The organism is Croceitalea vernalis (assembly GCF_031846405.1).
GTDB lineage: Bacteria > Bacteroidota > Bacteroidia > Flavobacteriales > Flavobacteriaceae > Croceitalea > Croceitalea vernalis.
This window is the reverse complement of record NZ_JAVRHU010000002.1, coordinates 861,205-882,180: the sequence shown is the minus strand read 5'-3', so window position 1 is coordinate 882,180 and position 20,976 is coordinate 861,205. Positions and strand designations below refer to the sequence as shown.

Sequence of the window (20,976 nt, the reverse complement as noted above, 5' to 3'; positions counted from 1 at the left end):
TGAGCTATGAACAGTATGGGAGTAAATTAGCGTTTGCTTTCCGCCACGCACATAGCGAAATCTTTTGGTTTTGATTTATTTTTTCCTTTCCAGAGCAAAATCCATAAGATTTTGCGGTCTTCATAAAAATACGCAAACCTTTCGTTTAAGCGCGAAGCCCGTATTGTTTATAGGTTGTGTTGTACTTAGTTATTTTCCGTCATATTTACTTCTAAAATCCCCAAAGATTGATTGTATATTTTTATTATTTGTGATTCTAAATCAAAACTTACAATTGCCGAATAAATTTTCGAATTAGGATATCCGACATTTGCCATTTCAATGGAGCGTGTGAGTTTCAATTCTTCAAGTGAGAATCTGTAAATATTATTCGAATTTAAATCTATTACTTTAACATCATTTCTATCGACAAAATCAGGGGTGGCTATTCCACAACTACCTTTTGATATAAGTAAGAAGTTTTTTTTAAATACTTCCAGTACTCTACATTCATTATTCGCTTTTGTTGGCAATGAATGGACTAAAAGGTTGTCAATCCAAAATTCGTAGTTTTCTTTATTTCGGACAGTTTTTAAATTTAGTTCTTCATAATAATTTATAATATCGCCGTTATCAGTTTCAGTAATAGTTTTGAAGCTACCTAAGAAATCAAGGTCATTACCAAAAAAGTCGGGAAATGTCTTTTCTGTAATCAATTTTTGGTTTGATTTACAGGAACTCAGTGATGAGATTACACAAATTAATAATGTCAAGAGGTGCTTTTTCATAATTAAGTACAACGGTCTCGGCTATGATTTGTAGCGGCGTTGGAAATCGTTAGATTTCCTGCCGTGTCAAATCCAGCCATTGATGTTTTATAAGTTTGAAGTTAACGAATTACAGCTATAATTTATAGCCATTGTTGTAAGCAGTTTTTAATCTATCAGTATCTTGTCCAAGGCAAATGTTAAAATAATAAGTCCAATTACTATCCAGGAATTAGATGTCGGCTTATATTTTGACCTAATTGGTTTTGACATGAGCAAGGAAGCAAAAATTAAGAATAAGACTACTATAAACAGAATTATTACAAAATGGGTCTGGCTTTCGATAAGTAAATTGCCACTTCGATTGCCTTTCCAATAAACTATGATAATTCCAATCGAATAGGAAATCCAGCAAGCTAGATTTGAAATCCAACCGCTCTTTTTGTTTTTGAGTAGTAATATACCAGAAACAAGACTTAGAATTCCCAAGAACATGAAAAAGTGGGTGTTCTTAAAAATCTTAAAAAGAGACAAGTTGTCCCAAGTTATTAAACCAGTGTCGAAATATCTCGATAGTAGTTCTTCCCAAGTATAAAATACTGACAGGATAACAAATATTCCGAACACAATTGATAAAATGCTCAGCGATTTTTCTATTAATTTCCAGTTGGAATTCACATTTTATAAATTGCTTACAACGGTCTCGGCTATGATACCGTAGCGGATGGGCAGTTTTGCGCCAAAGGCCCGCGCTAAGGATAACCGCAAAGCAGCTGGCGCGTTTGGATGGCGAGCAAAAGTGCCGAGCTACATATTTGCTGGACCTATTTGTTTTTTTTTAAAAGTAAGAAAAGTTGCTCTTATTTGAGAAAACGAGCTATGTGTTATAGCCATTGTTGCCCACAGTTTTTTATCTAAAATCAGGACTAAATATTTCATTTTTCAAATCAAAATGTGTGGTCAAAAAATTAATTGTCCGCTCGACGTTGTCTTTGTTTTTTAAATCAATTATTGATTCACGTTTTGTGTGTTTATCATTCAAGATATTAATTTCAAAACTATTAAATTCAGTTGCTAAATCAGGTTTTGCAGCACTAAACCAAGCAAGTTTTTGAGATTTTTTGAATTTTAGCACAGCGACTTTTGGTGTTTTAGAAATATCAATTCTTTTTTTAAAAAACATTTTTTTATAAAAAAATGAACCTCTGTAAAGATTCGAGTTCAATTTTACGAATCCTCTTTTTAAAAATGCAATTGAGATTAACAAAGAATAAATAGTCAGTAATATTATTAAAGTCAGATAACCTTTGTAATTCAGATTTGAATTGAAACCCATTTTTAATAATGCAACAATTCCGATTATAAAAGGTGCTCCTATATAAAGAAGAAATGTGATTTTTTGATGTGTAGTAAATCTATCTTCTAAAATTATTTTGTCCATTAAAATGCTTTTCTCAAATTGTGGGCAACGGTCTCGGCTATGAGTAGTTGCGTGGGTTAGTACTCAACTTTGCAAGTACGCACCAAACTGAAAATCCGCGAGGATTTTCAGAAGTAGGCGAGAACAAGCAATTACTTATAGCCATTGTTGGGCATAGTTTTTATATAGATAATCTTTTATGTAATCCATAATTGACTACAAAATTTTCATTAATATTTATTTGATGAAATGGTTTGTCAACATTGAATATTATTTTCCCTTTATGGACTTGACCAACTACTGATATCGAAAACAAAAATTTTAATATTTCAATTACTTTTGATTTTGAAACGTTCATTTTCTCTTCCTTAAAAGCAAAATGTTGAGCTATTGTTATTAAGTATTCATTATACTTAAATTTCGGTTTACCAATTGATTGAATAACTGCTAAATAATCAGAAATACTTGGCTTTTGATTAGACCATTCGTCCATAATTTCATCATATAAATATGTAGAATATTCGTTTTCTGAATTATATATAATTTCAGGTGTAAAATATTTTGTTTTAGTTCTCTTTTTTTGAGATTCATCACTCATAATATTAACAAAAACTAATATATCCCTTGGTCGAAAAAAGGTCTGTTTTAGTATATAATGAATAGGAAGAGAGTTGTATTTTACTTTTTTATAATTGAATAGAACATTAACATTATCCTTTTCTTTATTTAAAAATTCACTAGGTGCAAATTTTATAATTCTCGAGAAAAGCATTTCTTCTAAATCTTTTTTTGACCACTTTATTTCTACTGCTGTGTCCTGCGAAAACTTGTTCTTATCATTAAATTTGAGTTCTTCAAAAATGTCAACGCGAAGAAAAGTTATTATTTTAACTCCTTTAATATTATTGTTAATCTCATTTATTGTACTTAACAGGTTCGTTATTAAAAGCTTGGACTGCTCAATGTTTTCAATTAGCCAATCTTCATCTAAATTATCTATTAAGATTATGAAATTTTCATCTTTTAGTTCTTTTGAGATAGCCTTCTCAAGATAGTTGAGTAGAGAAAATACATTATTTCTTATTTTTTTAATATCATCAACACTCACATCTACATCATCAAACTCTAACGTTCCCAAAGTCAATGACCAATCCAAACTTTCTAAATCTATACCAGGTAAACTTATTTTTTTTATAGATAATAGTTTAGATTTTAAAGTGTCATTTACTGCAAATTCAGGTTTACCGTAAATATTTTTAAATATTGATTTTATCAATTTCAGTTCCGAAGAAAGTTTGATTTTATTCCTCTCTTTTTTTGCTATTAATTGTGAAAATATTTGTGTGTAAAATAGAAATTTCCAACTCTTTTTATATGAATTAAGATTATTTTGACTGGTTTCTTTGTAAAGATTATGAACTGGCCAAGGATATGAAGAGAAGTTAAACGGAATAATTGTTTTATTATCAAAATTATCTTTTTTAAGGTAATCATTGAGGTATTTGTAAAGTGCTGTTTTTCCTGTTCCTTTTCTACCTAAAACCAACCATTTATCTTTGTCCATAATCTTTATGATTACTCCATTGTCATAAAAATAATTTCCAATATTGGTGTCTCGTTCAGCAGAGACTTTGAATTTAGGTAGCCATTTTGATATTTCCATTAATGTTTATTCAAATTATGCCCAACGGTCTCGGCTATGATTTTGTAGCCGAAGAACTAAAGTTAGCAAAAAGGGACTGAGTTTAGGAAATCCGTTAGGATTTCCTGAGTAGCCTTTAGACAGCTCAGCTATAAATTATAGCCATTGTTGCCAACAGTATTTATTTCAGTTTTATAATTGTTCCAGGTTGTTCGAAGCGTAAAGTGTCATTTTTCAAAATCCCATTATAGAAAAGAGTATCCCCTTTTATTTCCAGCACTTCAACTTTTACTCCACCTGAATCGTTTATTAATTGTTCCAGTTCATCCAACACGTTTAATTCCGTATCATAGGTCAGAACCCAATTGCAATCGTCCAGATATTTTATTACCGCATGAGTACTGTCTCCTTCTTTTTCCCATTCGACTTGTCTTCCATTTTTTCGGATTATATTAGAACTGATAGGATAAATTGAATCTCCGGGAATTAGAAAGGTTCCATTCTTAAAGTCCGCACATTTTAGGTCTTGACCACAAGAAGATAACCCAATGCCTAAGAATAAGAGTATTAGAAGTTTTTTCATTCAACAATTCTAAATTCGAGAATATTGTCAATCCTTGGGCTGGTGGCGTGTACTTTATAGCCTTTTGAATCAGTACTTATTATCTTGACGTTTATTTTTTGTCCAATCATATTACTGGCATCTTCTGGATAGTTTAAAATTGTCTCATAAGTCATCACATATTCACATTTCGATTTCCATACGATTGATGAATAAACTTCGACTTTTGTTATTGGATTTATCTCTACCTGCGTTGAGTCCGTCCGAGTGATTAATTCAGGTCTATTTTTCAAAACGTATTTAAACTTTCCAGTCTTGTAGTCCAAACACTTTTTTTCCTGTCCCTTGCAGCCAAAGCAGCTTATTATTAATATTAGATAAATCCAGTTTTTCATATTGTTGGCAACGGACTTGTGTATGGAACGTAGCGTGCAAAAAGACACTAACTTTTCGGGTTAACACTGAGCCGAATTTTTATATTTTGTTTTTAACTTATCAATTTTAAAAGCCAAATTAAAAATTTGGCGGACTTTCTAAATATACACAAACCTTTCGGTTGAGCACTTATTAGCTATGTTTTATACACCGTGTTACCACACGTTTTTATTCCGTTTTATATTGAATTCCAACATTTTCGGGGTTTTTTAAATCAATCCAAAATATATCTGTAGGTTCATTCTGTTCCATTTGTCCGTTTTGATTCTTATCAGCTTTTGCAAACACATACATAAAATCATTTGCTGAATCATATTCCGAACTCATTACTGAATAATTTGCAGGTATTAAATTCCGTTTGTTTTTTCCCTCAATGTCAAAATGATAGAATTTTCTCAAATCTTTTACATTTATAAAACCATCTTTATTAGAATCTTCGTCATAAACAGAAACCATATAATATTTTCGATTTACAGGTTCAAAATTCAGAGTGTCTTTTGTGAAAGCTGGATAGTATAATGTTTTGATTAGAACTGGTTTTTCAAAAAGTTTGTTTTCCTTTTTCGTTTGATTATTGTAGTGAGAAATATTTACAAAATTATATCCATAAACAGCTTCAAATCCTGGCATAAAATTGTTGTTCCAATTGTTACCGTCTTCGTAATTATTATTCCAATTCGTGTGGTAAGAGTTTGAGCCTGTGTAGGGTTCTTTTTTCTTATTATAATTGACTTTGTAAATTGGTGAAATTCTATGTTCAGGATTATTAGTCAAAAGCACATTTCTTGGTCTTGTCTCAAGTTTTAAAGAATCAATATTCAGTCCGACAATTTTTTGTCCGTTTTCATCTTCTGAAATTTCACTTACTTGAAATCCTTTCTTTTCAATTTTATTGTCAGAACAACTCGTTAAACAAATTGCTAAAATTAGTATCGTTATTATTCTATTCATATAGTTTTTCTCAAATGTGTGGTAACGGTCTCGGCTATGATTTTGTAGCCGAAGAACTAAAGTTAGCAAAAAGAGATTGAGTTATGGAAATCCGTTAGGATTTCCTGAGTAGACTTTAAATGGCTAGCTATGAATTATAGCCATTGTTGTGCCCAGTTATTTTTGTTTAAAGTTTAGAGCTATTGGTATGGTTATTTTTGATTCAATTGCCTGGCCATTGAGAATAGCAGGTTTCCATTCCACCATTAATTTTGCAAGCCGAATTGCTTCAGCATCTAAAACTTCATCATCGCTCCTCAATTTTCTTAACTGGTAAGCATCTCCATCTTTATTTATGTATAATTCAATGAAGACTTTTCCTGAATGGCCATACATCTCTTGGGTTGGCCGAATATTTTCTCTTACGATTTGTTTAAATCTATCTTTGCCACCCAAAAATAGAGGAGGAGAGTCTAAGTTCATTAATATTTCTCCGTCTTTCAATCCTACTCCGTCGCCAAGACTTCCGTAACTAGGAAGTCCCTTCAAAAATGGATAGTCCAACTGCGAAATTCCGTGTGAAGTGTTTAACAATTCGGAATAGGTGAGATAAAGAGGTGTGAATATTCTGTTTGATATTAATCTATTCTTTGTGAAAGTTTTTACCAAAGTTTCAAATGTCTTTTTGAACTTACCGTTTTTGTAAATCTGATAACCAATTGTTTTTCCGTTTTCAATTAAATACCATTTACCATTTTTCTGACCAAGATTCAACTTCCCTTTAATTCCTGTTCCATTGGAGTAAGGGTATTCCCAAGTCAAAAAGGGTTTATTTAATTGTGATTTCCCTTTTTTGTCATTTAGTTCAAGAAAGATAAATTCTTTATCAATAAGTTCGATTTTATATTTTAAAACACCTGACGGAAAGTAAAATTCCCAAATTCCGGTTGGCATATCATCTTGGTAAGTTCCTAAAATATGTTCCTTGCCATTCTCATATCGGTATATGAAATTTCCATTTTTTTTATTGTTTGAGTAATTACCCTCTGTAATAACTATTCCTTCTTTGTTTGTGTCTGTGAAATTACCTTCAAAATGGAGATTTTCTTTAACCACAATTTTTCGAGTGTAAGAGGCATTTTCGGCTGCACACAGTTGCCAAGCTTTATCGAAATAGAGGTTTTGTAATTCCTGTCCATTTGATGAGATGGCAAAAAAGAAAACTAGTAGTGAAATAACTCTATTTGTCATATTTATAATTGGGCACAACGGTCTCGGCTATGATTTTGTGGCCGAAGAACTAAAGTTAGCAAAAAGAGATTGAGTTTTGGAAATCCGTTAGGATTTGCTGAGTAGCCTTTAAGCTGGTCAGCTATAAATTATAGGCATTGTTACCCAACGTTTTATTCTTTTATTAATTCTTTAAGGATTTTTTGAGCTGTTTTACTTAACAGGTTTGGTGTTTTAGGTCCACTTTGATTGGTTATAATTGATATTCCTAAATTATATTTTGGATAAATGAACAACCAATTTTGAGTACCACTTGTTCCTCCGTGATGATTATATGATGTTCCATATTTATCTTTCCAGACACGCCAAAAATAGGCTATATTCAAAGGGCTACGTACCTCATAAAGCGCTTTATGGGATTCAGATATTATAGGGTTTTTATTGTTTAGTTGTAATTCAACGTATTCCATCATATCAATAATTGTCATTTTTATGCCTCCTGCTGTTCCCCAAAGAGGGTTCAAATTGTTGGGCGCAGTTGTTTGACTGTTCATCCAATATCCGCGAACAAGTTTTTTATTTTGTATTGAGTCCAATTTAATTTGTGCAGTTGGCGTATTGAATTTAGTAGAGAAATTTTCTTTAAGTAACTCGTCGATACTTTTGTGATAGATTGTTTCTAGTATCTTTCCAATTAACTCGGTACCAGCATTGGAATACAAATAATTGGTACCTGGTTTTGCGGTTATTGATACACTCGCTAAATCAGCTAAAAATTTCTCTTTACTGTATGATTTTTCTAATGCCAAATACTCATTAGGGACTTCTTCGGTAAGTTTTTCATACAATCCGTTCATTTTGAAAGGAAGGAACATTGGTAATCCGCTAGTGTGTGTAATTAAGTTCCGTATTGAGATTGGTGTGCTGTTATATTCCAAGTTTAAATAATCTCCTTCTAAATAAATTCTAATATCATCTTCTAGTTGAATTTTTTGCTCTAGAACGGCTTTGGCAACGAGATAACCAGTAATGGTTTTTGAAACAGAACCCACTTCATAAACAGTATTGTCATTAGGAGGGTTATTCTTTCCTTTTATTATTTCCCCAAAGTGTTCGGTGTAAACTTGACCGTCTTTATAGATTCCTATTGAAACAGAATTTATGTTCTTATTTTTTATGAACTTTTGAGCGTTTTTTTGGATAATTCCTGAAATAATATCGCCTGAACTATTCTCTTGAGAAAATGATGTTCCAAATGAAACAATTAAAAAAAGAGCTTTAAAGAGTAAAGAGTATTTCATATTGTTTCTTTGGGTATTCAACTCAAGAATTAAGCCATATTTTTCTTAATGCTCAGCTCGTTCGTCAAATGTTGGGTAACGGTCTCGGCTATGATTTTGTAGCCGTAGAACTAAAGTTAGCAAAAAGAGATTGAGTTTTGGAAATCCGTTAGGATTTCCTGATTTGCCTTTAAATGGCTAGCTATAAATTATAGCCTTTGTTGTAGCCAGTTTTTATTGCGCATAGTACGCCCTTCTTAACTCATCTACTCTCTTTTTTAAAGCCATCGGCGGAAGGCCAATCGAAGTTCTCCTTGCGTCAAGTTTCTCAAATTCGACAATTTCATTTTCTCTAGCATTGTCATATATACCATAAATATATTTTTTTTCTTCAGGAACTCTTCTTTTGTAACTATCCACAAAAGTCCCTAAACTTCGTGGTGGTGCTTGACCAGTTTTTATCAATTCTTTGAGTTCTCTTGTCCAGTATTCATAATCATCAAAATGAAATAGTAATATACCTGCGTTAACATGTTGATTATCAATTTTATATCCTCCGATTATTCTGTCATCAGGATAGCCAAAATCCTTAACTATTTTTTTAAGTTTTTCTTCGTTTATAGCATCAATACTATCAATTTTTTGGTCATTATACTCTCCTCTTACTCTATACAATTGGTCTGCTCTTTCCATTTCTCCTATTTCTTCTCTTAGGTCAAGATTTATTGAGTTCAAGTATTCTGAATGCAAATTCTCATATTCATTTTCAATTTTTTTCCATTCCGCAGTTTCTATTACGTTCTTAAATCCATCATTGTCTGTAAGTTGGTTAATTTCATAGCCATTTAATATCAGTTCTCTAATCAATTCGAAAGTCTTTTCATTTTCTCCTATTCTGGCAGCGGATTCCGCATATTTCATCATTTCATAAATCATAGGTTGATTTAGGAGCTTACAGTTTAGTGTAGCTTCAGACATTTTGTCGAAAACCTTTTGATAGTCTTCTTCGTAGTAAGCTTCTTCAGCTAAATACACCTCTTGGTAGTAACTTTCGATATAATTACATTCAGTATTATCCTGACATGAAATACAAATTAGAATCAATGAAATTACGAGGATGATTTTTCTCATAAAGGTTTATTTTAAATTGGCTACAACGGTCTCGGCTATGATACTGTAGCGGATGGGCAGTTTTGCGCCAAAGGCCCGCGCCAAGGATAACCGCAAAGGAGCTGGCGCGTTTGGATGGCGAGCAAAAGTGCCGAGCTACATATTCGCCGGACCGGTTTTGTTTTTATTTAAAAGTAAGAAAAGTTATTCTTTGTAGAAGAAAAGCTATAGATTATAGCCATTGTTGGGCATAGTTATTCTTTAATTCATAATTATAGTCCTCGAATCATTACTTTATTTAGCTAACCAATTTTATTTGGTAAATACTTGGTTAATAATTGTTCCGTCATTCATATCAATTTCACAAGAATAGCCCATAAAATTGGATGCTTTTAACTTATCATCCTTAACATTAATATTTGTCCAACAATCAGTTCTTTCCTCTTTTGTTAATGATGAGATGGTCCATAACAATTTACCGTCTAAATCGTAGCATTCAACATTCCGAGCTGGCTCATCTGATTTGTACTCCATCCAGTCATAAAGTTCAATGAGCTTATCTTTATATTCAATTTTCTGAATCACCTTTCTCATTCGGAGATATGTTTCCTTTAATTATGCCCAACGGTCTCGGCTATGATTTCGTAGCGGCGATTCCCAACGGGAATTGTCGGACTGAAATCCAGCCGTATTAAAAGTAATTATTTTTAAGCTAGCAGAATGTGGCTATAAATTATAGCCATTGTTGTAAAACGTTTTTATTTTATTCCAAATGGTTTTGTTTTTAATTCCTTCACCCATTCAGTTCCATATTTCCTGTTTAGGTAATCAAATATCATTTCGTTATTTTCTCTTGTTTTTTTAAATGAAATTGGGTCAATAACACAGTTTTCTTTAATTAGTCCGATTCCATATTTTTCTTTGAATTTCATATATTCTTCTGGTATTGAACTATTAATTCCATTTATAATAAAATTTAAAGTCCCTTGTGTAATTCGGTCTTCGATTTGTTCATCGGTTAAATCAGTTTCCAAATTCATCCGGAAAGAATAAATTCCACCGTTCTTGGATTCTATTTTTTTCATTAATCGAACTGTAATTGTGTTTTTCCTTTTATTTATTCTTGTTGGATAAAAAGTATAGGCTGTAAAGTCGTCAGACACAAAACTGAATTGATATTTTCCTTTTTCTGGTAAAGTGATTTTAAAATTTTCTGCTTTGGAAATCTCAATTTTTTTGTTCAAGTCAATAATTGTGAATTCTCCTGATTTTAATTCCTTATCTGTTAAGTTTTCAAACACAACAGTAGCTACAATTTCAGTCGCAAAAACCATTGATGTACACAATGCTAATGTCAAAGACAAAATTAATTTTCTCATGAATTCTATTTTTTAAAAGACGATATTCATTTTCTAATGTTGCAAAATTTCGGTATTAAATGTTTTACAACGGTCTCGGCTATGATTTGTAGCGGCGTTGGAAATCGTTAGATTTCCAGCCGTGGCAAATCCAGCCGTTGATAGTTTTATAGTTTCAAGTTAACGAATTGCAGCTATGAATCATAGCCATTGTTAGCTAACGTTTTTTAATCAGTTTTATATTTTCTTCGGTTGTCGTTAAGAAACTAAATTTTTCCTTTTCCTTTTCTATAACTCTGTCGATAATCATTATGCTGTCTGTAATTTTTTTAATTTTCCATAGTTTCTCAACCTTGTCCAAATCACTTGGTAATTCCAGATTTAAGAATTCTGTTGTATTATTTATGTCAATTCCAGATTTGGAAACTTGATAAAAATATGATGCAGAAATAGTATCGCCTTTAATTTCATAAAAAGGTGGGTATTGAAAATCACTTTCAGATACCCCTGGAGGCGCCGGTGGCAGGGGCGGTTTTACTATACTGTCATTAAAGAACAAATCATAATTTTTTTCCTCAATCCAAATTCCATTCAATAACTCTTTATTCCATCGCACTTGTCTTTTCTCAAGAATGACTTCATAGTCCTTTTCGGATATTAAAAGTCCTTTTAGAGTGTTCTTATCAATTTGCTCAATTGCAATTACTCGACTATCAAAAACCAATAAGGTGTTATTCTCAAAAGATGCAATTCGCCATGGTAAATTTCTATCACTATATTCGAAAACAGTAAATGTCGAGTCTTTGAATTCAATAGTTAAAGTGTCCCTTTCTCCAATTGAGGTCATATTGAAGGTGTTCCCTCGTAATTCATTTGCAATGTCAATCCTTTCAATTTTTTCTTTACAACTAAAAAGTATCAAAGTCAGAAATAGAATTATTGTCGGTTTGTTCATTTTCAAATGTTCGCTAACGTTTTTGACAGAGTATTCGATTTAATTTTTCCTATCTCATGTTGACTAGTTGCGACATATTTATTCCAAAAAATCCAGTATCGATTTTTAACTTTTCTATCCTTCCTAAGCATTAATTTCATACTGTTACTTTTAGATGAAACCCCGATTTTAAAATCAGTTAGTTCATAGGATTTCCGTCCAAAATGGGGTTCTATTGATTTCAATTCAGAAATCACTTTTTGGGTATCAATAAGACTTAGATTAGCACCATCTACAACAATTTTTAAGTCCTTCTCGTTCAATATGTTTCTCAATTCAGCTCTTGAATGAGACCTTATAGTCCATGATATTCCGTTCGATAAAAGCAAAATAGCCATACATTGACCAAATAAGATTTTTGCAAACTTCATAGGTTTTTTGCGCTTATCCTTACTTTTTGAACCTGCATATATTCCAAATCCTGCTCCTATGAATCCTAGAACAAAAGATGGAATCATTAACAAAATGAAAAATTCAAGTATTGAGTCTAAAATCTCCAATATTTTTAAATGTTAGCTAACGGTCTCGGCTATGATTTCGTAGCGGCGATTCCCAACGGGAATTGTCGGACTGAAATCCAGCCGTATTAAAAGTAATTATTTTTAAGCTAGCAGAATGTAGCTATGAATTATAGCCATTGTTGTATGCCGTTTTTATTTATAATAATAATACCAGTTACTTTCATAATTTTTGTCAAAATTCTCTTTACTATCTAGCTCAAAATAGAAATAATCATTTTTGAAATAGTCAAATTCATCATACTCTTTAAGTAATTTATAGTAATGATTTTTCCATTTTTTATGAGTCTCGGAATCTTGATATTTTTTTAACTGTTCATCAGTGTACAGGAAATAGGTTACTCCAGAAAAAGCTCTGGAAATTGTCCAAAGCTCCTTGTTATTTATTTTCGCCTGTAATTTTCTAATTTCTTTTTCCGAAATTTTTTCATTAGCCTCAATTTTAGCAATGGATTCGAAGTCGGTGAAATAAACAAATAGATTAGTCGATTTGTAAGTAAGTCCGAATATTTTTTTAATCCAATTCTGTTTAATTTTTAATTCATAATCCGAAGTTACTTCCGCAAACTTTTCGGCAATTTCGTTTTGTTTTGTTTCGTCAAAGTTATAAGTCGCGTTGTCCATAAACTTCCCTTTATCCATGGCATATTCCAAACATACTTGAAGTCGAGGATGAGATTTGGCATTATCCATGTAGTCGAAAATGAGGTTCAATGTTTTTACACCGTATTTTTCGTCTATCCATTGAGCCAGTGGTTCGAATTCCTCTTTTATATTCGAAATATTTTGTTTTATTTTCTTGGTTGACTTATAGTCTTTGTCAGAAGGCATTATCATAATCTAGAAAGAAGTCTTTTCAAATGGCATACAACGGTCTCGTATAACCGTCAGTTACGGGATAATATGCGTTAATTTTCGGTTTAGTACTGACTTTTGCAATTCCGAGTGGATTCGGACGTAGTCGAATCCGCCGTAATTGCGGTTATACGTTGTTATGCACTGGTTTTTTCTTTCCATTTTTCTATTAATAGAAGTGATAATATTACAATTCCTAATAGAGGATAAAATAATGTGGCAATGCAAGTCAGCACAACATAATTTAAATTGTGTTTTTTAAAGTCGATTGCTATTAGTATCACAATTATTATTCTAATAATATAGTCAATATAAGTCGGCAAAGAGTTTATTAATGAGTATGACTCGAAATCAGTCGTACTCAACATTACTTTCCGCATAAAGATTGGCTGAATGTAAATCCAAGCCGTACTAATGATAGACCAAAGAATTAAAAGAATTATGTATTTATTTAATATTTTCAAAAGTCTATTCATTAATTCCGATTTTAGGCTGATTATATTTTTCCTGGGCAACAGATAGTAGAAAAATTAAAACTCCAATCAATGATGAAAAAAAAGTCATTATTAAAATCAAATTAGATTTGATTTGCTCCTTTTTCATCTCCTTTGATAGTAGAATTATAAATCCAATGTTAATCAGATACCCAATTCCACCGCTTAAATAATCAGTGCCCAAAGTCGAAGTTCCACCATCGGGTAATTCAGATGTCAATAAATTCGGAATGGCGAGCAGAATTATCGCAGCTATTACTCGCGAAAGGACAAGTCCTATAATTAATAAAGTTGCGTATTTTTTTATTAATTCGGTCATTTAGTTGTTATCTAAAGTGTGCTTTTTTCCAAGCTTGTGCATAACGGTCTCGGCTATGAGTAGTTGCGTGGTTTAGTACATAACTTTACAAGTACACACCAAGTTGGAAATTCCGCAGGAATTTCCAAAGTAGGCGAGAACAAGCAATTACTTATAGCCATTGTTGTGCGTAGTTTTTATCTTTTTATTAGTTTTCCATTTAGTTCAAATCTTTTACAAGGCCATTGAACTCCAGCGTATTCATTTCCAAACGCTTTGTAATCATATTCTAATACTTTTTGACCTTGCATTAAATATAATAAAACAGTATCGTCTGGAAGCAAAAACCAAACAGAACTATCATTATTTTTATTTCTTATCTCGAAAAAAATGGCTTGTTCTATAAATTCTCTGTCAAATCGATAATTGCAACCACAATTATTTTTTTCAGAGGTTTTAATCGCTTTCTCAATATCAAAACTCGGTTTTATGTCAGCTGTTTTGTACCATTCTAAACTTTTGACGTAATTGTCCTGTTTTTCCCAATCTTCTGGACTTTTATTTACACCGTCAATATTATATTCATTAATCGTTTTGTTGTTAAAAAAGTATATATCTAAAGTGCTTTCAGGATTTTCATTTAAGTAACCTGTAATAAATGAGATATTCTGAACTCTTTTTAATGGGTTTTTATAGTTACTAATAATTGAATCTCTTGAATAAATGGATTTTCCTTGTTTAGAAGCCATAAAAACCAAGTTTATATTTGCAAGCATTTCATTATTGTGAAGTTTGATTTTGAACGTTTGTGGTTCATCCCAAATATACCTACCACGTCCATATACTTCTCCAAAGTATTTAATATCAAATTCGGCTTCTAATTCCTTAATTTCCTTGTTATATGTATATGCTGACAATTCATAAAGTTTGGTAATATTGTAGTCGATTATTTTGTTTGTCAGATATTTTTGAAGTCTATTTCCTTTTAAAGGTTTTGGTTTTTTTCTTGAATCAAGAATTATTTCCTCAATCTCAAAATTATAATTTTTTACACCAGTTAATGAGTTAGTCCAAGGTATTTTGAAGCCTCCAATAGATTTTCTTGAAGTGATTTCATTTACCAAAAGATTATTTTCAAAAATTCTAATTTGATATTCATCTCGATACCTTTGGTGCATTGTTATACAACAACCATTGTTAAGGTAGTCCGAATAGTATTTTTTATAATTTTTTAAATCTTGAAGTTTAGGTTTAATGAAATCTTTTTGCTCTTGATTCCAATCCACTTTAGAACGCTTATACTTATTGATTAAATCTAAAGGGTTATTTAATATTTTTAAAGTGTCTATTTTCGAGTCTCTAAAAATGTCATTTATGGAATGAACATTTGAAATTGCATTTAATAAGTCAGAAATTTTTCTATTGTTTTCGAATTTTATGCTGTCAGTCGAATATAAATATTCATCATTATCGAATCCAGTTGCGTACAAATTATGAACCAAATAAACTTCTTTATTGGTGTTTTGGGAAAGACCAAATTGGTAGGTTAAAAGAAATAAAAATATTAGTCTATTCATTGATTTGGTTTTAGTTTCTCAAATGTATTTTTCTTTTTAATTTCAGAAAAGTCATATTGAGTAAACTGGACTTTTGGTTGAGTAACGAGTTTTTCTCAAATTACGCACAACGGTCTCGGCTATGATTTTGTAGCCGAAGAACTAAAGTTAGCAAAAAGAGATTGAGTTTTGGAAAACCGTTAGGATTTCCTGAGAAGCCTTTAAGCAGCTCAGCTATAAATTATAGCCATTGTTGTACGCTGGCTTTTTAATTTCAGTAAGTACTCAGATTAGCTTGGAGTAGAGAATGCAAAGTAGAACTATTAGCCCAATTATGATTCGGAAATATTTTTGTTGTCTCGCTTTTCGGTCGAATCCATCTTTTCTTAATTCCCATGAAAAAATAATTTCGAATAGAGTAGGGAAAGGGCTTAAAATGAAGTCACAAATGTGATAGCTTTCATTAGCCATTTTTTTCTTTTCGATTCGGGCTCTTTTTTTTGAAAGGTATTTTGCTGTATCAATTTTTTTTGGACTGATATTCCGAATGATTAATTCATTATTTGCAAGAAGAACAGCTTTTGGATTCCATTTATCAGGGTCTCCCGCAATTTTTAACAATTCATCCGTTGTCCTCGATTTAATTGGCGGAGTAAAATCATCTGTCATTTTAAAATTACTATTCGTTAATTTTAGCTTGCGTACAACGGTCTCGGCTATGATTTGTGGCGGCTTTGAAAATCGTTAGATTTCCAGCCGTGGCAAATCTAGCCGTTGATGGTTTCTAAGTTTGAAGTTAACGAATTACAGCCATAAATTATAGCCATTGTTCTACGCAGTTTTTATTCGTCTTCAAACACATAACCATAAATTCCATTTTTATTTTCCGGATGAATTTTTCGCATGGTCACGTAGTAATCTTCCAGAAAACCATTCAAGTCCACAAGTCCGTCCGTAAAGAATTGCAGAGTATCGTTTCTGTTCACTACGATTAAAATTCCGCGTGTTTTTTTGTCCGATGTCCTGCGTTTTGAGTTTCTTTCAAGAAACTGTCCAAACTGCCAAGTTGTGTCGTTTGGCGAAATTCTTTTTTCGTAAACTAAATCCCATTCAGGATTTTTGAATGAACTTTCTTTAAACTCACTCCGAACTTTTATTGAATTGGATCCCTTTGTGATTTTAATCCTCTCATAACCTTGGTAAGTACAAACCGAGTGGTCAAACAGCACAGTCAAAGTGTCCAATACGGTCATTTTTTGTTTAAAGTCAGATAAGTCCGATTTCAAATCAAAACTTGGAGTTGGAACAGCCATTTCCTTTATTGGTTTTTCTTGGCAAGAAACAACTAAAAGTAGTCCGATTGATATTTTAAATAAGTTTTTCAAATTGCGTAGAACGGTCTCGGCTATGATTTTGTAGCCGAAGAACTAAAGTTAGCAAAAAGAGATTGAGTTTTGGAAATCCTTTAGGATTTCCTGAGAAGCCTTTAAGCAGCTCAGCTATAAATTATAGCCATTGTTGGCATTAGTATTTTATTTCCGTTTTATTGCGCATAATTGGAATTAAGTCCTCAAGAAGTTTGTCCTTATGCTTTTTCGAATCAGCGACGAATTGATATCGATGTCTTTTATTTTGATGATTAAATTCCACAAAGTTCTCTCCACCATAACTTCTATTTGGGTCTCCATCTGAAATTAGGTTAATCGGTCGGTCTTTGTAATCGTAAACTTTAAATTTTAAGCCTTTCAATTCAACCAGTTTATATTTTTCAGCGTGGTTAATGGTTATTTCGTTTTCGTCGAAGGTGATAAATCCCTTTACAATTCGATTATTACCGTTATAGTCAAAAAACCCATAGAAAGTCCCGATTAATATGCAGATTAGAAATCCGTACCCGATGTACTTTACAATTTTTATCTCCTCCAGGTCAATGCCAAGATTGTTTTTAAAAATCCAGAAAACGGCCAATAAGAAGAGAACTCCACCAAGTCCAACATAAAAGAACTTTTCTGAAATGGCTATGTCAAACTTGGATTTCTTTTTATCTAGAACTAAATCAAATGCAAGTTTATTCATATTAATGCCAACGGTCTCGGCTATGATTTTGTAGCCGAAGAACTAAAGTTAGTAAAAAGGGACTGAGTTTTGGAAATCCGTTAGGATTTCCTGAATAGCCTTTAAATGGTTAGCTATGAATTATAGCCATTGTTACAGCACGTTTTTATTTTTTAATATTCGCTTTGCGGCTTCTTTTGCTTCGTCGGTAAATTTTGAATCCGTCGCTATAATCCCAATTAGTTCCTCAGTGTTTTTGTTCGCAAATTTCGATTCATGCGATCTAATCAGGTTCTCGTCCAAGGTTCTTTTTTTTAGTCCGTTTTTTTCAGGAAATAACTTGTCCAGTTGATTTTTACTGAAAGCAAAAAACAAAATCAAAAGGGCCACATAGAGAGGATTTATCCCGAATTCACCGAATCCAACTTTATAGGTCCTGTAATAAAAGTCGAGTAAACCGAATAATCCAAGAATCAAGACTATTGCGAAGAATAAAAAATAAATCTTCTTGTTTTTAAAGTATAATACCGTAGCTATTATCAAGCATAGAATCGAAATATATTGTCGATAACCAAATACAAAGTTGGATGTCAAACAGATTCCAAGTCCGATTAAAAAAATCAAAATAGATAATGCAAGGGGTGCTATGTCGGATTTTATATTTTTCAAATGTGCTGTAACGGTCTTGTATATGGCACGTTGCCATATTATTTGTTCATATTTTTCAGCTGAGACTAAGTTTTGTTTGGTGGGGAGAGTTTAAAGTTAGCCAAATTTTGGCAATGTGATATATACGTTGTTAGTCTTCGTTATTACTTCCTTCAATATAAAATATAAGATTTTCAACCAATTTCTTATTTGCATCTAAAAGAAGTTCTGCTTGATGGGTTGTCGCTATATAAGTCATTCTCATTTCAAAGATTACTGACTCGAATTTCTGTGAACCGTAAATTGTTCTCAATTGATCGTACTTAATGAATTGACTTTTATCATTTCTAATTTCCGTGTAAGAATCAGTTGACATGATGTAATTTGAATTCATTATTCCATGTTCACCTAGGAGTGGACGAATGGTTGTTCGGACATACTCGTTGGTTTGCTCAATTTGTAATTCCACGATTTTCTGCTGATTGAAATAGTCCAGAATACTTTTAGATATTTGATGATTAGATATTTGATCTATGGATAATTGGTGCCTTTGCTCAAAGAACAAAGGAGCAAAAGCTTGCCAAGTCAGATCTCCATAGTTAGTTGACTCATTAAAAGAAGTTTTGTTTTGAGTTTCAAAATAGATTTGTTTTATCACATCAGCCTTATCAATCACCTGTGGGATTAACGTTTCGAGAGATTCAGCGTCCTTTTCTAAGTCATTAATGAGTTGTTCAATGAGAGCTATTTCGGCTTTATCTTCCTTTTTATTTTCATTCCAATTATTAATTTGCAAAGCAATAAGAATTCCAATAACAACAAGAATGATTTCGCCAATAGCGTACTTTAAATACTTTCCTGTTTTACCCTCTGAAAGCAAATTTTGTCTGATTTTTCGGAAGAATTTTATCATTGGTTAATAGTTGGTCATAATGAAGGCTAACTTGTTATATCATCCCTAAAATACGCTTTTATCCGTAAGTGTTTCCGGCTATCGAGATATTTGATGCTCCTTTTACAGTTTCTGTTAATTGCTCAACAGCCATATCTAAAGTACTTTTAACTTGCAATAAATCTTTCTTTGCAATATGGGTGTATATCATAGTGGTTTCAGGTTTAGAATGCCCTAGTAACTCTTGTACATGTCGCAAACCAACGCCATTTTCTATTAAATGAGTAGCATAAGAATGTCGTAAGGTATGTGGAGTAATTTTTTTGTGAATGCCTGCTGCTTTACAAGCCCTATAAAGAAATTTTCTAATACTTGAAGCCGAGTATTGAGCGCCGTTTTTTCCTTCAACAAAAAAGACTTTTGGTTGGTAAGTGGCCAAATAGTTCTTTAACAATGGTAAAAAACTTTGGGCAATACCTACGTACCTATCCTTTCTTCCTTTCCCCAAATTAATGCGCAGTTGCATTCTATGTAAATCAATATCAGATAATTTTAAATTAATGCTTTCTCCAATACGTAACCCAGCAGAATATAGTAAAGCAATAATAGCTCTATGTTTCAAATTCGCCGTACTTCTTATTAATAAGATCACTTCTTGCTGACTTAATACCGCTGGTAAGCTTTTATTTTTCCTTGGGCGGTTTAGCCCACTTCCCTTAAAATCTTCATTACAGCATAAAACAGAAAAATGATTTAATGCGCCAATTAATTGCCGATGTGTACTTATGCTATATTGTTTTTTCTGCACTATCAATTCAGTGTATTGTCTAAAATGGGTTTGTTTAATTTCCGAACTCTTAAGTTCACCAATAAATTCTAAGAATAACTTTACAAAATTACTGTAGACTGCGACCGTACTTGAACTTAATCTAAGGCCATTTAAATAGGATCTATATTCTTGAAGTCGCTTTCGGTTGTACTCAGATAAAGGCCTATATTTTTTTTGCTCTAATTTGTGTTTAATTTCAGGTTTTGCTTTGTTCGCATTGTTAGTTAAAGACCCAAAGTCAATTGAATAGCCTTTTCCTTTTAAATATTTATAAATCGTATTGGTGGTCTTTTTTGAAAAAGGCAAATAAAAACCTTTTAAACTGCTGCTCCACCTAACACCCCCGAAAGATTTTACGTTTTCCTTAATTTCAAAATCATAATTAAACGTAATTAGTAACACTTCTTGCTGTTGTAAGATGGCCTTACTAAAAATAATTGCTTTATTGGACATAGAGTGAGTGTTTTATATTGGCAAAAATTAGGTATTAAAATCAACTTAGTCGTATCTTAAGCGAATATTGTTCGGATAACATTCGGCTAATTTTAAAATTGAATGAGAATACAAAAGAATTGTCTGTATTGTAATAAGGAGCTGGACGGACGCACCGATAAAAAGTATTGTAATCTTCATTGTAAAAGCGCCTATCAATACAAAAAGCAAAAAGAAGGACCCCAACGTTTTTTTAATAAGGTGGACAATCAACTCAAACTGAACAGGAAACTTTTGAAAGAATATAATAAAGCTGGTAAAGCAGTCATTAGAGCTAAAATTCTTATTGATTTAGGTTTTAACCCTAATTTTTTTACCCACTACTGGAAAAACCAAAAGGGCGAAGTGTATCTATTTGCATACGAATTTGGTTTTTTGAGGAAATCAGAAAATGGAAAGGAAAAATTTGTTTTGGTTACATGGCAAGCTTATATGAAACACTAAAAGATGATAATTATATTGGTCATGTTAATATTCTGCCAATCGTCTTAAGCTAAGGTCTTTTGGCTTGCTTTTGAGATCATCAGAAATCGATTACAACCATTTTTCAAGTATACGATTAGCAACAAAATTAATTTAACCTTATTCTAATTCTGGTTTTCTAAGTGAAGTTATTTGGTAATCATTAATAA

At 32.0% G+C, this 20,976-nt stretch carries 22 protein-coding genes; 1 reads left to right on the top strand and 21 read right to left on the bottom strand.

Annotation, left to right across the window (positions count from 1 at the left end; all coding sequences use genetic code 11):
• Positions 1 to 185: 185 nt before the first annotated feature.
• The 21 genes from RM520_RS10385 to RM520_RS10285 form a co-directional block, all read right to left on the bottom strand.
• Positions 186 to 695, bottom strand: a complete 510-nt coding sequence (locus tag RM520_RS10385; protein WP_311387988.1) for a hypothetical protein — start codon at positions 693 to 695, stop codon at positions 186 to 188.
• A gap of 961 nt (positions 696 to 1,656) precedes the next feature.
• Positions 1,657 to 2,187 carry a hypothetical protein gene (locus tag RM520_RS10380; protein ID WP_311387987.1) on the bottom strand — a complete coding sequence of 177 codons (531 nt, stop codon included), beginning with the start codon at positions 2,185 to 2,187 and terminating at the stop codon, positions 1,657 to 1,659.
• 160 nt (positions 2,188 to 2,347) lie between these two features.
• Positions 2,348 to 3,829, bottom strand: coding sequence for a P-loop ATPase, Sll1717 family (locus RM520_RS10375; RefSeq protein WP_311387986.1), 1,482 nt, complete (start codon positions 3,827 to 3,829; stop codon positions 2,348 to 2,350).
• Between the two features lie 160 nt (positions 3,830 to 3,989).
• On the bottom strand, positions 3,990 to 4,391 hold the full coding sequence (locus tag RM520_RS10370; protein ID WP_311387985.1) for a hypothetical protein: 402 nt from the start codon (positions 4,389 to 4,391) through the stop codon (positions 3,990 to 3,992).
• Complete coding sequence (locus tag RM520_RS10365; protein WP_311387984.1) at positions 4,388 to 4,696, bottom strand: hypothetical protein; 309 nt, start codon at positions 4,694 to 4,696, stop codon at positions 4,388 to 4,390. Before RM520_RS10365 ends, RM520_RS10370 begins: the two co-directional genes overlap by 4 nt.
• Positions 4,697 to 4,973: 277 nt before the next feature.
• Positions 4,974 to 5,756 carry a hypothetical protein gene (locus RM520_RS10360; RefSeq protein WP_311387983.1) on the bottom strand — a complete coding sequence of 261 codons (783 nt, stop codon included), beginning with the start codon at positions 5,754 to 5,756 and terminating at the stop codon, positions 4,974 to 4,976.
• Positions 5,757 to 5,912: 156 nt separating this feature from the next.
• A complete protein-coding gene (locus tag RM520_RS10355) occupies positions 5,913 to 6,986 on the bottom strand; it encodes an energy transducer TonB (protein ID WP_311387982.1) in 1,074 nt (357 codons plus the stop codon).
• Positions 6,987 to 7,138: 152 nt separating this feature from the next.
• The gene (locus RM520_RS10350; protein WP_311387981.1) at positions 7,139 to 8,266 is read right to left on the bottom strand and encodes a serine hydrolase domain-containing protein; all 1,128 of its coding nucleotides are present in this window, start codon (positions 8,264 to 8,266) and stop codon (positions 7,139 to 7,141) included.
• 213 nt (positions 8,267 to 8,479) lie between these two features.
• A complete protein-coding gene (locus tag RM520_RS10345) occupies positions 8,480 to 9,376 on the bottom strand; it encodes a hypothetical protein (protein ID WP_311387980.1) in 897 nt (298 codons plus the stop codon).
• Between the two features lie 291 nt (positions 9,377 to 9,667).
• Positions 9,668 to 9,949: a DUF7957 family protein gene (locus tag RM520_RS10340; RefSeq protein WP_311387979.1), complete on the bottom strand. Its 282-nt coding sequence runs from the start codon at positions 9,947 to 9,949 to the stop codon at positions 9,668 to 9,670.
• Between the two features lie 164 nt (positions 9,950 to 10,113).
• A complete protein-coding gene (locus RM520_RS10335) occupies positions 10,114 to 10,734 on the bottom strand; it encodes an FEKKY domain-containing protein (RefSeq protein ID WP_311387978.1) in 621 nt (206 codons plus the stop codon).
• A 196-nt stretch (positions 10,735 to 10,930) separates the two neighbouring features.
• A complete protein-coding gene (locus RM520_RS10330) occupies positions 10,931 to 11,668 on the bottom strand; it encodes a hypothetical protein (RefSeq protein WP_311387977.1) in 738 nt (245 codons plus the stop codon).
• Between the two features lie 2 nt (positions 11,669 to 11,670).
• Complete coding sequence (locus tag RM520_RS10325) at positions 11,671 to 12,165, bottom strand: hypothetical protein (RefSeq protein ID WP_311387976.1); 495 nt, start codon at positions 12,163 to 12,165, stop codon at positions 11,671 to 11,673.
• Between the two features lie 195 nt (positions 12,166 to 12,360).
• The gene (locus RM520_RS10320; protein ID WP_311387975.1) at positions 12,361 to 13,056 is read right to left on the bottom strand and encodes a hypothetical protein; all 696 of its coding nucleotides are present in this window, start codon (positions 13,054 to 13,056) and stop codon (positions 12,361 to 12,363) included.
• A gap of 492 nt (positions 13,057 to 13,548) precedes the next feature.
• Positions 13,549 to 13,893, bottom strand: coding sequence for a hypothetical protein (locus tag RM520_RS10315; protein WP_311387974.1), 345 nt, complete (start codon positions 13,891 to 13,893; stop codon positions 13,549 to 13,551).
• 176 nt (positions 13,894 to 14,069) lie between these two features.
• A complete protein-coding gene (locus RM520_RS10310; protein ID WP_311387973.1) occupies positions 14,070 to 15,449 on the bottom strand; it encodes a hypothetical protein in 1,380 nt (459 codons plus the stop codon).
• 264 nt (positions 15,450 to 15,713) lie between these two features.
• On the bottom strand, positions 15,714 to 16,097 hold the full coding sequence (locus tag RM520_RS10305) for a hypothetical protein (protein WP_311387972.1): 384 nt from the start codon (positions 16,095 to 16,097) through the stop codon (positions 15,714 to 15,716).
• 173 nt (positions 16,098 to 16,270) lie between these two features.
• Positions 16,271 to 16,813 (bottom strand): hypothetical protein, encoded by a 543-nt coding sequence (locus tag RM520_RS10300; RefSeq protein WP_311387971.1) that lies wholly within the window; start codon positions 16,811 to 16,813, stop codon positions 16,271 to 16,273.
• 139 nt (positions 16,814 to 16,952) lie between these two features.
• Positions 16,953 to 17,504: a hypothetical protein gene (locus RM520_RS10295; protein WP_311387970.1), complete on the bottom strand. Its 552-nt coding sequence runs from the start codon at positions 17,502 to 17,504 to the stop codon at positions 16,953 to 16,955.
• A gap of 778 nt (positions 17,505 to 18,282) precedes the next feature.
• Complete coding sequence (locus tag RM520_RS10290) at positions 18,283 to 19,044, bottom strand: DUF6090 family protein (protein WP_311387969.1); 762 nt, start codon at positions 19,042 to 19,044, stop codon at positions 18,283 to 18,285.
• A gap of 58 nt (positions 19,045 to 19,102) precedes the next feature.
• Positions 19,103 to 20,305 carry a tyrosine-type recombinase/integrase gene (locus tag RM520_RS10285; RefSeq protein ID WP_311387968.1) on the bottom strand — a complete coding sequence of 401 codons (1,203 nt, stop codon included), beginning with the start codon at positions 20,303 to 20,305 and terminating at the stop codon, positions 19,103 to 19,105.
• 102 nt (positions 20,306 to 20,407) lie between these two features.
• Between RM520_RS10285 and RM520_RS10280 the strand changes: the two genes are divergently transcribed.
• Positions 20,408 to 20,788, top strand: coding sequence for a hypothetical protein (locus tag RM520_RS10280; RefSeq protein ID WP_311387967.1), 381 nt, complete (start codon positions 20,408 to 20,410; stop codon positions 20,786 to 20,788).
• The last annotated feature ends 188 nt before the right edge of the window (positions 20,789 to 20,976 follow it).

Excerpts from the sequence above, each read along its gene's own strand:
- RM520_RS10380 (WP_311387987.1), bottom strand. The coding sequence starts at position 2,187 with ATGGACAAAATAATTTTAGAAGATAGATTTACTACACATCAAAAAATC.
- RM520_RS10375 (WP_311387986.1), bottom strand. The coding sequence starts at position 3,829 with ATGGAAATATCAAAATGGCTACCTAAATTCAAAGTCTCTGCTGAACGA.
- RM520_RS10370 (WP_311387985.1), bottom strand. The coding sequence starts at position 4,391 with ATGAAAAAACTTCTAATACTCTTATTCTTAGGCATTGGGTTATCTTCT.
- RM520_RS10360 (WP_311387983.1), bottom strand. The coding sequence starts at position 5,756 with ATGAATAGAATAATAACGATACTAATTTTAGCAATTTGTTTAACGAGT.
- RM520_RS10355 (WP_311387982.1), bottom strand. The coding sequence starts at position 6,986 with ATGACAAATAGAGTTATTTCACTACTAGTTTTCTTTTTTGCCATCTCA.
- RM520_RS10350 (WP_311387981.1), bottom strand. The coding sequence starts at position 8,266 with ATGAAATACTCTTTACTCTTTAAAGCTCTTTTTTTAATTGTTTCATTT.
- RM520_RS10345 (WP_311387980.1), bottom strand. The coding sequence starts at position 9,376 with ATGAGAAAAATCATCCTCGTAATTTCATTGATTCTAATTTGTATTTCA.
- RM520_RS10340 (WP_311387979.1), bottom strand. The coding sequence starts at position 9,949 with ATGAGAAAGGTGATTCAGAAAATTGAATATAAAGATAAGCTCATTGAA.
- RM520_RS10335 (WP_311387978.1), bottom strand. The coding sequence starts at position 10,734 with ATGAGAAAATTAATTTTGTCTTTGACATTAGCATTGTGTACATCAATG.
- RM520_RS10330 (WP_311387977.1), bottom strand. The coding sequence starts at position 11,668 with ATGAACAAACCGACAATAATTCTATTTCTGACTTTGATACTTTTTAGT.
- RM520_RS10325 (WP_311387976.1), bottom strand. The coding sequence starts at position 12,165 with ATGATTCCATCTTTTGTTCTAGGATTCATAGGAGCAGGATTTGGAATA.
- RM520_RS10320 (WP_311387975.1), bottom strand. The coding sequence starts at position 13,056 with ATGCCTTCTGACAAAGACTATAAGTCAACCAAGAAAATAAAACAAAAT.
- RM520_RS10315 (WP_311387974.1), bottom strand. The coding sequence starts at position 13,893 with ATGACCGAATTAATAAAAAAATACGCAACTTTATTAATTATAGGACTT.
- RM520_RS10310 (WP_311387973.1), bottom strand. The coding sequence starts at position 15,449 with ATGAATAGACTAATATTTTTATTTCTTTTAACCTACCAATTTGGTCTT.
- RM520_RS10305 (WP_311387972.1), bottom strand. The coding sequence starts at position 16,097 with ATGACAGATGATTTTACTCCGCCAATTAAATCGAGGACAACGGATGAA.
- RM520_RS10295 (WP_311387970.1), bottom strand. The coding sequence starts at position 17,504 with ATGAATAAACTTGCATTTGATTTAGTTCTAGATAAAAAGAAATCCAAG.
- RM520_RS10290 (WP_311387969.1), bottom strand. The coding sequence starts at position 19,044 with ATGATAAAATTCTTCCGAAAAATCAGACAAAATTTGCTTTCAGAGGGT.
- RM520_RS10285 (WP_311387968.1), bottom strand. The coding sequence starts at position 20,305 with ATGTCCAATAAAGCAATTATTTTTAGTAAGGCCATCTTACAACAGCAA.
- RM520_RS10280 (WP_311387967.1), top strand. The coding sequence starts at position 20,408 with ATGAGAATACAAAAGAATTGTCTGTATTGTAATAAGGAGCTGGACGGA.